The 10,272-nt window shown below is 58.2% G+C and carries 9 protein-coding genes and 1 pseudogene; 4 read left to right on the top strand and 6 right to left on the bottom strand.

The window, feature by feature from the left end; translation table 11 throughout:
- Positions 1–1,238, top strand: a pseudogene (locus AC1DVH_RS11225) (hypothetical protein); the annotation flags it as partial.
- Between the two features lie 362 nt (positions 1,239–1,600).
- On the opposite strand, the gene AC1DVH_RS11220 reads toward AC1DVH_RS11225, so the two are convergent.
- The 5 genes from AC1DVH_RS11220 to AC1DVH_RS11200 form a co-directional block, all read right to left on the bottom strand.
- Positions 1,601–2,311: an SDR family NAD(P)-dependent oxidoreductase gene (locus tag AC1DVH_RS11220; protein WP_223511786.1), complete on the bottom strand. Its 711-nt coding sequence runs from the start codon at positions 2,309–2,311 to the stop codon at positions 1,601–1,603.
- 43 nt (positions 2,312–2,354) lie between these two features.
- Complete coding sequence (locus AC1DVH_RS11215; RefSeq protein ID WP_477753852.1) at positions 2,355–3,011, bottom strand: DsbA family oxidoreductase; 657 nt, start codon at positions 3,009–3,011, stop codon at positions 2,355–2,357.
- Positions 3,008–3,229, bottom strand: a complete 222-nt coding sequence (locus AC1DVH_RS11210) for a tautomerase family protein (protein WP_007972813.1) — start codon at positions 3,227–3,229, stop codon at positions 3,008–3,010. The genes AC1DVH_RS11215 and AC1DVH_RS11210 overlap by 4 nt, the downstream gene beginning before the upstream one ends.
- A gap of 343 nt (positions 3,230–3,572) precedes the next feature.
- Positions 3,573–3,863 carry a hypothetical protein gene (locus tag AC1DVH_RS11205; protein ID WP_477753851.1) on the bottom strand — a complete coding sequence of 97 codons (291 nt, stop codon included), beginning with the start codon at positions 3,861–3,863 and terminating at the stop codon, positions 3,573–3,575.
- A gap of 252 nt (positions 3,864–4,115) precedes the next feature.
- Positions 4,116–5,180 carry a S8 family peptidase gene (locus tag AC1DVH_RS11200; protein WP_477753853.1) on the bottom strand — a complete coding sequence of 355 codons (1,065 nt, stop codon included), beginning with the start codon at positions 5,178–5,180 and terminating at the stop codon, positions 4,116–4,118.
- Between the two features lie 267 nt (positions 5,181–5,447).
- Between AC1DVH_RS11200 and AC1DVH_RS11195 the strand changes: the two genes are divergently transcribed.
- The 3 genes from AC1DVH_RS11195 to AC1DVH_RS11185 all read left to right on the top strand — a co-directional run bounded on the left by AC1DVH_RS11195 (position 5,448) and on the right by AC1DVH_RS11185 (position 9,368).
- The gene (locus tag AC1DVH_RS11195) at positions 5,448–7,382 is read left to right on the top strand and encodes a RecQ family ATP-dependent DNA helicase (RefSeq protein WP_477753850.1); all 1,935 of its coding nucleotides are present in this window, start codon (positions 5,448–5,450) and stop codon (positions 7,380–7,382) included.
- Between the two features lie 245 nt (positions 7,383–7,627).
- On the top strand, positions 7,628–8,854 hold the full coding sequence (locus tag AC1DVH_RS11190; protein WP_477753849.1) for a 3-hydroxyacyl-CoA dehydrogenase: 1,227 nt from the start codon (positions 7,628–7,630) through the stop codon (positions 8,852–8,854).
- A 79-nt stretch (positions 8,855–8,933) separates the two neighbouring features.
- Complete coding sequence (locus tag AC1DVH_RS11185; protein ID WP_477753848.1) at positions 8,934–9,368, top strand: acyl-CoA thioesterase; 435 nt, start codon at positions 8,934–8,936, stop codon at positions 9,366–9,368.
- Between the two features lie 67 nt (positions 9,369–9,435).
- Here the strand turns inward: AC1DVH_RS11185 and AC1DVH_RS11180 are convergent, their stop codons facing one another.
- Complete coding sequence (locus tag AC1DVH_RS11180) at positions 9,436–9,924, bottom strand: glycine zipper domain-containing protein (protein WP_477753847.1); 489 nt, start codon at positions 9,922–9,924, stop codon at positions 9,436–9,438.
- Positions 9,925–10,272: the final 348 nt, after the last annotated feature.

Below are 10,272 nucleotides of genomic sequence, written 5' to 3'. Positions count from 1 at the left end.
ACTTGGGCGACATGCTTGCGCAACTGGAAACTATCTTCCTAAATAAATCACCCCTTGACCGTTCACATCACCGCCTTGCCCTAGTGGTGCATTTCATAAAAAAGCCATGGGCTCCCGGCAAAAAGGCTGGACCTAACCGTTTTTACGCTCAGCGTGCAGAGCTGGAACATAGCACTAACGTACTGCTCGAAACCCTCAAACGATGGCCCAGGTTACGTACTTGGGTACGCGGAATAGATGCGGCATCAAATGAACTGCACGCCCCTCCCGAGGTATTTGCCAGTTGCTATCGAGCTTGTCAGCACGCCGGCCTAACCCATCGTAGCTACCATGTAGGGGAGGATTTTGCCCATCTGTTGAGTGGTCTGCGTGCCATGTATGACGCACTAGAACTTCTTGACCTGCGCGATGGGGACCGCATAGGCCACGGCACAGCCATGGGCATTGCTCCCAGACTTTGGCTGGAGCGCATGCCAGGGCAATTGGTGGTAAAAAAAGGCGAATGGATGCTGGACTTGTTAGCCGCTTGGCGCTTGTTACGTACCCTGCCCGAAGCAACCGCCGCGGCTTCCAGAGTAGCGGACGATTTGGCCAAGTGTGCGGGCGAGGTGTTCCGCCGTGACATCAGCTGTGCAGAGCTTGAAGCCGCAATGGGTCTGCGACACCTGAATGTCCGCTATCTGCAGGCGGCCTTTGAAACGGACTGGTCAGTGGACATAACGCCGCTCAATGACATCTGGCAAGCCGAAGCACTGCGCATCCGCGCAGCAAAGCACAGCAACCCACACCATTTGAATCTGCTGTGGGAATGGCTCAGCGACGAGAATCTTTGCCAGCGTAGCGAGTCGCTGGAAAGCGTGGACGCTGCTTATTTTGACGAAATCACTTACCTGCAGCTCCAACAAGCTCTGATGCGCGAAGTTGCTCACCGTAACGTCGTGGTCGAAACCCTCCCGTCCAGTAATGTGCGCATCAGTCAGTACCATAATTTCAGCGAACACCATGCACTTCGATGGATGCGCGTGCCTGGGTTTGTGGAAAAAGGCGACCCTGAAATCATGGTATCGCTAGGCTCGGATGACCCCGGAATTTTCGCCGGAGATTTGAACGGTGAGTTCTACCAATTATACGGAGCCCTACGTAATCAAGGTATTAGCGACCAAGCGGCCTTGGCTCATCTGGCGCCTGTCAACGAGCGCGGTCGCGCTTACCGGTTTCACGATCCATTTCTTGGATAACTATTGGCCATAGAGTCTTATACAAACCAAGCAGCATGGGGCCATGGAGGGCCCCGTTCAACTCTTGGGAAAATGGTTGGCCACCCTAGGACACGCTAGCGGGCTCAGGATCTAGGCCCGACTGAAGTTGAATGAATTGCTACTCGCCAGTAAAGCCCCAGTTCGATTCCACAGAAAGCTATAACTAGCTGATTTATTTATAGTTACTAGTTGGGGTACGCCAAATTTTCCACCGAGTTCCAGACCCGCAGAAAACCTAGCCCCGCAGAAAGCTACCGTTCGTCTGGTGCCGGCACCATACAAAACAAAGCCCCTGCAGAAATGCAGGGGCTTTGTTGTTTCCGGGGTTTAAAAAAGCGCTTTCAGTGTCCCGCGCTCTGACCACCGTCCACGTGCAGGATTTCGCCGGTAACGAACTTGGCGCCGTCCAGATACACGACTGCTTGTGCAATATCATCGATCTCGCCCATGTGCCCGACCGGGTGCAGATTGCCCAGTGCGGCGTGGGTTTCTTCGCCGTGCATCGGGGTCTTGATGATGCCTGGGCTGACGGCGTTCACCCGAATCCCGCGCTTGGCGTATTCGATGGCCAGGGATTTGGTTGCCGCGTTGAGGCCGCCCTTGGTCAGCGATGCCAGCACCGATGGCACGCCGTCGATGGCGTGGTCCACCAGGCTGGTGGTGATGTTGACGACGTGGCCACTGCCCTGCTTTTCCATCTCGGCGATGGCGAGTTGGGTGATGTAGAAGAAGCCGTTGACGTTCACCGACAACACATTGGCGTAGTCCTCCGCGGTGTACGCGGTGAACGGCTTGGCGATGAAGATCCCGGCGTTGTTGACCAGGGTGTCGATGCGACCGAAACGGGAAATCGCTTCACGGATGACGCGTTGGGCGGTTTCCGGCTCGCCGATGTCACCGGCCACTGTGTGAATGTCCGGATCGGTGGACGGCTTGATCGAGCGCGATGTGGCGACGATACGGTAACCGAGTTCACGGAAGGCTTTGACCATACCGTCGCCGAGACCTTGGGATGCGCCGGTGATTACGATGACTTTTTTCGAAATGCTCATGATGAAGACCTCTGACAATTAAAAGTGGGGTAGAAATCTGTAATCAGGCTTCGGCCGGTGCCTTGGCCATTTGTCTCAACATCTGTTCGTAGTACTCGACCGATTGCGAGCCGGACACCAGGTGATGACCGTTCAGCACCATGGCTGGGACCGAGTTGATGCCGTGCTGCTGGTAGTAGGTTTCAAGTTCCCGAACCTCATCGGCGAACGCACCGGACGTCAGCACCTCTTGTGCACTTGCCCCATCCAGCCCCGCTTCAGCCGCCAGACGCACCAGCGCCTGGTGATCACTCGGGTTCTGGCCTTCGCTGAAATAGCCCCGAAGCAAAACCTTCTTCAGCTCGACTTGCCGCCCTTCCTGCAACGCCCACAGCAACAAACGGTGCGCATCGAAGGTGTTGTAGAAGTGCGTGCGCTTCTCCAGATCGAACTTGAAGCCGATGGCCTCACCGCGAGCGATTTGCATGGCCTTGCCGGCGGCGATGTCGTCGGCGGTTCTCCCGTACTTACGCATCAAGTGCTCGACCGCTTGCTCACCTTCGGCCGGCATATTCGGGTTCAACTCGAACGGCTTGTAGGTCAGCTCGACCGAGACTTCCCCGGCCACGTTCTCGATCGCCTGCTCCAGCGCCGTCGCCCCCAATGCGCACCAGGGGCACACCACATCGGAAATGAAATCGATGGTGACGGAGGACGTCATGACTTCCCCTCTGCCTCGGCCAGTTGCTTGCGGTACTGGGTGGTGGTGATGCCGGCGTAACCCCAGTTATCGGTGTCGACTTCCTCGATCACGATGTGGGTCAGGTCAGGGCGTTTATTCAGGACGCGCTCCAGTGTTTCAGTGATTTCGGCAATCACCTGAGCTTTCTGCTCAGTGGTAACGCCATCGCGGGTGATGCGTACGGTTACGAAAGGCATGAGGGAAACTCCAGTGACCTTCCCGTCGGGATGATGGGAGAGGCGTTGGAGATGAATGTATGGGGTTGGCGGGAGGGGATAAAGGTGGGAGCGGGAACTTCATTCGTTACGTGGTGTAATTAGTGCTGTAGAACGCCCGGCTTGCCCGAAGGCGTCCCGCACACAGTCGCCATGGCAATGCATTGCGAGAGCATAAATGTCCGCGGTGCGAATGACGGCACAACTTGCTCCGGGCGGCGTTCCGACGATGGAGCCGAGAGCGCTGCGTTTAACCCGTAAACACGCGTTATCGTTGACGACCATCGCGAGCGAGCTCGCTCCTACAGGGGATTGTGGTGGTGCTTCAGTCGGTGAGTTTCGGCAAGCGTTGCCGGGCGATGTCGAGCATGTCGTTGCCGTCCTGGGTCAGCAGGTACAGGGCGCTGACGATCTTGGGGATGTCGCTCGCTTCGGCCTGTTTGAAACACGTGCAATAAAGGGTTTCGAGCAGGTCGCTGGCGGCGCGGATGCGTTGTCGGGCCGCGTCGAGGATCTCGAAGGGGTCGGCCTCGGTATCGATGACCAGCACCGGGGTTTCGCTGTAGCTGGATTTAAGCGACTGATAGCGTTCGGTAGATGTCTTTAGCGAGGGCATTGATGTCTCAGTCCTGTAAGAGATCGGAGGTGATCCGGCAGGCCGCCACAGTATTTTCAGCCGCGCTAAAACTATGAAGAGTGTGGCGAAGCAGAGCAATACAGCCGCAATGGACAGGTTTTGTAGGGCGTTTACTGCCTTGGGAGGAATGCTCCTACGCACCCCCCAGGGTTTTATCGAAGAATGCTTCTACAGGAAATGATTCCTACAAAGCTGCGCAGAAAAATATGTAGGGTGCTCGATGGGCCGGACTCAATCGACTGCCGGTGCGGGAGGACGCCGCGACGCCGCATCAAGGTCGAGCAATCCTCGGCCGTAGGCTTCACTGTTGGCGTAGAGACCGGTCCGGTTTGCGGTTTCAAGCAAGTGGTTGCGCACTTGCTGTGCACTCATTTCTGGGTACAGGCTCTGGACTGCCGCCAACGCGYCACTGACCAACGCGGCGGCGGGGGACGTACCGGTAGTCTGGACGTATTTGCCGTCCTTGCCAGTGGTCAGCAATCCCTGGTCTGCGCCTGAGTCCCCACCAGGAACGGCGATGCACCAGGCCGCTGCGACACCACAATAGTTAGATTTGCCATTGATGGCACTGCCATCGTTTTTCAATGCAACTACGGCGATCCAGCCCTTTTCCAACTCAGGGATGGCAAGGGGTAAACCCGGCTCTGCAAGAGGCTCTCGTTTGAGTTCATTACCGGTCGGAAACACAAATACCGCGCCTTGCTGAACCAGTTTTCGCGCGCTCGTCAGCGAGTCGGGCATGATCTGTTTGTAACGTGCTTCGGTGATTTCCGTTGCTGGAATGGCATTGGCCCACGAGTTGTTGAATATGCGCGCACCTAGATCGAACCCGGCTTGCCAGGAGCGGGAAATCTCACTGTCGAAGAAGAAGGGTTCGTTGTCGTCACCGAAACGATAGGGGATCAGTTGAGCGTTGAACGCAACGCCGTGCATACCCCGGTCGTCTTTGTTGGCGGCCAGAATGCCGGCCATTTGAGTGCCGTGGCCAACGCGATCATGGGTACCGGGACGATTCTCGACATAGTCAAAACCGGGGTCGCGGACCCTGCCTTGAAATTCTGGCAGTTCGGCGTTCAGGCCTGAGTCAATCAACGCGACTGGTACGCCTTGGCCGGTGCCGCCACGTGCGTACAGGCGTGACGCCTGGATGACCGCCAACCCCTTTTGAGCGTGATACTCGGCTGTTTCGAATGTGCCCGGTTTGATTGCGGGCTTTTCGGGCGTGGTCAGACATCCACTGAGCAGCAGCGGCACTGGCAGCAACAGAGCAAATGGAAAAACAGTTCGTTGAAACATGATCGGTCCTTCGGCAGGGGCCGCGCACATCAGGCCTCCTGTTGTCATGAAGACTTCGCGCAGCGTTACGGGTGTGGGGGTGAACCATACCTGTGGGGGGAGACGGGGCGTCAGGTGGCAAAGTGCTCTGTGTGTTTCGATCTGTGGCGTCAGCAGGGCGTGTTGAGGCTGTATCATCCCGTATCGTTTATGCCCCGACCTTTTCTCGATTCGCTGCGATCACCGACTAGTCTTTTGGCTTTGCAGCGGTCAACGGAGTGACAGCTTATGCACAACACCCTGGAACAGGTTTTCGGTTATCCACAATTTCGACCCGGTCAGGAGGCGGCCGTCAGTGCCGTGCTGGCCGGGCGTTCGGCGGCGGCGATTTTCCCCACCGGTTCCGGCAAATCCCTTTGCTACCAATTGCCGGCGCTGTTGCTGCCGCACCTGACGCTGGTGGTCTCGCCGTTGCTGGCGTTGATGCAGGATCAGTTGGCGTTCCTGCAGCGCCACGGCATCTCGGCGGGCAGTATCGATTCGGCCCAGAGCCGCGATGACGCCAGTGATGTCATGGCCCGTGCCAAGTCCGGCGAGTTGAAGATTCTGATGATCTCAGTGGAGCGCCTGAAGAACGAGCGCTTCCGGCATTTTCTGCAGCAGGTGCCGATCTCGCTACTGGTGGTGGACGAGGCGCATTGCATTTCCGAATGGGGTCATAACTTTCGCCCGGACTACCTCAAGCTTCCCGACTATCAACGCCAGTTCAACATCCCGCAGGTGCTGCTGCTGACCGCAACGGCGACGCCCAAGGTCATCGCCGACATGCAGGCGAAATTCGCCATCGCCGCCGAGGATGTAGTGACCACCGGTTTCTATCGCCCGAACCTGAATTTGCTGGTGGAGCCTGTTCGCGGAGCGGACAAGCGCAGGCGCCTGGTCGAATGGATGAGCCAGCGTCCGGACCAGCCGGGCATCGTCTATGTCACCTTGCAAAAAACCGCCGAGCACATCGCCGAACACCTGAACCGCAACGGCATTCATGCCGAGGCTTATCACGCCGGGTTGCCCCATGAGCAACGGGAAGCGATCCAGCGTCGCTTCATGGGCGGGCAGTCCAATTGCATCGTCGCCACCATCGCCTTTGGCATGGGCATCGACAAGAGTGACATCCGCAACGTGGTGCATTTCGACCTGCCAAAATCCATCGAAAACTACAGCCAGGAAATCGGCCGCGCCGGGCGCGACGGGCAGCCGTCGGACTGCCTGGTGTTGGYCAACCGCGACAGCCTCAACGTGCTGGAGAATTTCGTTTACGGCGACACGCCCGAGCTGGATGGCATCCGTTGCGTGCTTGACGAGATGCATGCCGCAGCACCCGAAGGCCAGTGGGAGTTTCTGCTGGGACCGTTGGCCGATCAGAGCAATATTCGCCAGTTGCCGCTCAAGACCTTGCTGGTGCAACTCGAGTTGCGCGGGTTGATCGCCCCGCGCTATGCGTACTACGCCGAGTACCGTTTCAAGTATTTGCTGGAGCCCGAGGCGCTATTGGCGCGTTTCGAAGGCGAGCGCAGGGATTTTGTCGCTGCGATCATCCAGACTTCCAGCCGCGCCCGGACCTGGGCCACGGTGAATTTCGAAGCGTTGTACGAGCAGCACCAGGCCGAGCGCAGTCGGGTGGTCAAGGCGCTGGATTACTTCCAGGAGAAGGGCTGGGTGGAGCTCGAAAGCAAGCAGATGACCGAGGTCTACAGCGTGCTGCAAAGCGGGTTCGACAACGTCGCGTTGAGCGAGGAGCTGCACGGCTATTTCACTCGGCATGAGCACACCGAAGTCGCGCGGATTCACGCGATGCTGGATCTGTTCGCTACCGACCGATGCCTGGGTTATCGCCTGGCCGAATATTTCGGTGACCACAATGCACCGCAGCAATGTGGACACTGTTCGGTGTGTCATGGACAGGTGGCGCGGCTACCGGCACCACCGGAGTTGCCGGCGCTTGTGGATAAAAATTTCGAAACGCTGTGTGGCGATTTTATCCACAGGCACGAGCAGCACACGGGCAACGTGCCCTCGGCTGAACGCGTGACACGGTTTCTGTGCGGGATCAGTGTGCCGTTGTTCACCAAGCTCAAGGCAAGGACGATTTCGGGGTTTGCGGCGCTGGAAGATTATCCGTATGCCGGGGTGCGCAGTTGGGCCGAGCGGCATCTTGCCGGCTGAACTAAAACCCTGTGGGAGCGAGCTTGCTCCGGGCGGCGTTCCGACGATGGCGATTTGTCAGTCACCATCACTGTTGAATGTACCGACCTCATCGCGGGCAAGCTCGCTCCCACAGGGATTTGCGGTGTATTCAAAGGGCTACATCCATCCGCTGAATGTTGCTCATCACAGGAATAAATTTCAAAAAAAACCAGTGGCTGACTATGGTGATGACTGTCTTCGGATCGCCAACAAGAGAACAAAACATGAGCCAGACACCGTTGAATATTCAGCGCGCCGCCGTCATCGGCGCGGGCACCATGGGCCGTGGCATTGTCATGTGCCTGGCCAACGCCGGAGTGGCCGTGCAGTGGCTCGACAATAACCCGCAGATGCTGGAGCAGGCGCTGGTCACCGTGGCGGACACCTATGCCCACAACGTGCGCCAGGGCCGCATTGACCAGAGCGAAGCCGATGCCCGTGTGGCGCGCGTTACGGCGGCAGATGGTTATACGGCCATCCGCGATGTCGACCTGGTCATCGAAGCGGTGTACGAAAATCTTGAGCTCAAACAGAAAATCTTCCGCGAGCTCGATGGCCTGCTCAAACCTGAAGCGATTCTGGCGAGCAATACTTCGGCGCTGGACATCGACGCCATTGCTGCGATTACGGGTCGCCCGCAGCAGGTCCTGGGCCTGCACTTCTTCAGTCCGGCGCACATCATGAAGCTGCTGGAAATCGTCCGTGGCGCGCAGACTGCACCGGCAGTTCTCGACGCGGCACTGGCGCTCGGCCAGCGCATGGGCAAGGTCAGTGTGGTGGCGGGCAATTGCGACGGCTTCATTGGCAACCGCATGCTCAATACCTACGTGCTCGAAGCGCGAAAAATGCTGCTGGAAGGCGCTTATCCCTACCAGGTGGACGCAGCGCTGCAAGGGTTCGGTTTCGCCATGGGGCCGTTCCGCATGTTCGACGTGGTGGGTGTCGACCTGCAGTGGCGCGCCCGGCAACTGTCCGGTGTCGGGCAGGACGCTCCAGAGGTTCAGGTGGATAACCGACTGTGCGAAATGGAGCGTTTTGGCCAGAAGAGTGGCAATGGCTATTACCACTACGAGCCGGGCAGTCGCCAGGCCGAACACGATCCGCAGGTCGACGCACTGGTGCTTCAAGTCAGTGAGGCGTTGGGGTTCCAGCGCCGCGAGATCAGCCCGGAAGAAATTCTCGAGCGCTGCTTGCTGGCACTGGTCAATGAAGGCGCGAAGATCCTTCAGGAGGGCATTGCCAGGTCGGCTCACGACATCGATCTGGTCTACCTCAATGGTTACGGATTCCCGGCGGACAAGGGCGGGCCGATGGCCTGGGCGGATCAGCAGGGACTGGCGGACATTCATCGGCGCTTGATGGACCTTGAGACCCGTCAGGGCGATCACTGGCAACCGGCGCGGGTGATTGGTGAGCTGGCGGCGGCTGGCAAGGGCTTTGCAGACAAGTGATTCATGTGGCGCCTGCTCGCGAATGATCGCGACGCGGTTTCACCTTAGACTGCAGAACCCACTCCAGGAACTGACACTGATGTCCAACCCGGCAATCCAACGCACCGACTACCCGCACTTCCAACCCATCACCACCCGCTGGCACGACAATGACGCCTACGGTCACGTCAACAACGTTACCTATTACAGCTTCTTCGATACGGCGGTGAACACTTACCTGATCGAAGTCGGCGGCCTGGATATCCATGGCGGTGAGGTGGTGGGGTTCGTGGTGAGCTCGGCCTGTGATTACTTTGCTTCCATTGCCTTCCCGGACCGCATCGAGATCGGTCTGCGGGTGGGCAAGCTGGGCAACAGCTCGGTGCAATACGAACTGGCTGTGTTCAAGCAAGGGGAAGACGAAGCCTGCGCGGCAGGGCGCTTCGTGCATGTGTTTGTCGATCGTGCGTCGAATCAACCCGTGGCGATTCCTGCAGGGTTGCGCGGGGCGCTGGAGTGTCTGGTGGTTCAGTAAGGCAAAAAAAATCGCAGCCCTTGGGGCTGCGATTTTTGATGTACTCACCAGCGAGGCGCTCGAGGCCTTAGTCGCGGTAATACCTGTGGTGGTGCTTGCGATGGCCATAGGCATGGCCGCGGCCCGGATGGCCGTCACGGTAGTAACGACGATCGTCATGGTCACGATACGAACGACGATCGCCGCCTTCATCATCGTACTCTTTGCCCATGTAGTTACCCAGCGCACCACCGGCACCGCCGCCTGCTGCGGCACCGATCAGGCTGCCGCTGGTGCCGCCCATGCTGCGACCGACCACGTTACCGCCTGCTGCGCCCAACGCACCGCCAAGGGCTGCTTCGCCACGGCTGTGTTTGTTTGCGCCGACGGCGCTACCACCCGCGCCACCCAGGGCTGCGCCGATGGTGGAACCTGTACTGCCGCCTAACGACTGACCGACGACCGAGCCTAGAACCCCGCCCAATGCGCCGCCTACACCGGCTTCGGTGGTGCCGCCAGCAGACGCGATACCGCTGACCAGGCCAAGGGACAACAAGAGAATCGAGGAGAACTTCATGGAGGAACCTCAAGGGGATGACGGCGCGATCCTGAGGCTCTGGAATGGGCGTGACAATCGAAATCCGACGAATAACACGACCTGTATACAATATTGCAAGTTACTGTTTTTCGGGCGGAACTTAACGTTTTTTTGCCGGTCTTTTACTACTTCGCAAAGGCCGTCTTCATGAGAAAGCGGCCTTTTTTGTGGGCGAAAGAAATGTGTTGGATCCGGAAGGCTCGTTGAGTGATCTGGCCTCATCGCGAGCAAGCTCGCTCCCACAGGGATTTCAGTCGAACGCAGATTTTGTGAACAACAGAAAAAACCTGTGGGAGCGAGCTTGCTCGCGATGRGGCCAGTTCAGAC

Source organism: Pseudomonas sp. P4_C3 (assembly GCF_056402075.1).
Note: the sequence above shows the minus strand (reverse complement) of the source record. Positions and strands in the feature narration are given on the sequence as shown.

Bases quoted from the DNA above. Each gene is read 5' to 3' on its own strand.
- AC1DVH_RS11220 (WP_223511786.1), bottom strand. From the start codon at position 2,311: ATGAGCATTTCGAAAAAAGTCATCGTAATCACCGGCGCATCCCAAGGT.
- AC1DVH_RS11215 (WP_477753852.1), bottom strand. From the start codon at position 3,011: ATGACGTCCTCCGTCACCATCGATTTCATTTCCGATGTGGTGTGCCCC.
- AC1DVH_RS11210 (WP_007972813.1), bottom strand. From the start codon at position 3,229: ATGCCTTTCGTAACCGTACGCATCACCCGCGATGGCGTTACCACTGAG.
- AC1DVH_RS11205 (WP_477753851.1), bottom strand. From the start codon at position 3,863: ATGCCCTCGCTAAAGACATCTACCGAACGCTATCAGTCGCTTAAATCC.
- AC1DVH_RS11190 (WP_477753849.1), top strand. From the start codon at position 7,628: ATGAGCCAGACACCGTTGAATATTCAGCGCGCCGCCGTCATCGGCGCG.
- AC1DVH_RS11185 (WP_477753848.1), top strand. From the start codon at position 8,934: ATGTCCAACCCGGCAATCCAACGCACCGACTACCCGCACTTCCAACCC.
- AC1DVH_RS11180 (WP_477753847.1), bottom strand. From the start codon at position 9,924: ATGAAGTTCTCCTCGATTCTCTTGTTGTCCCTTGGCCTGGTCAGCGGT.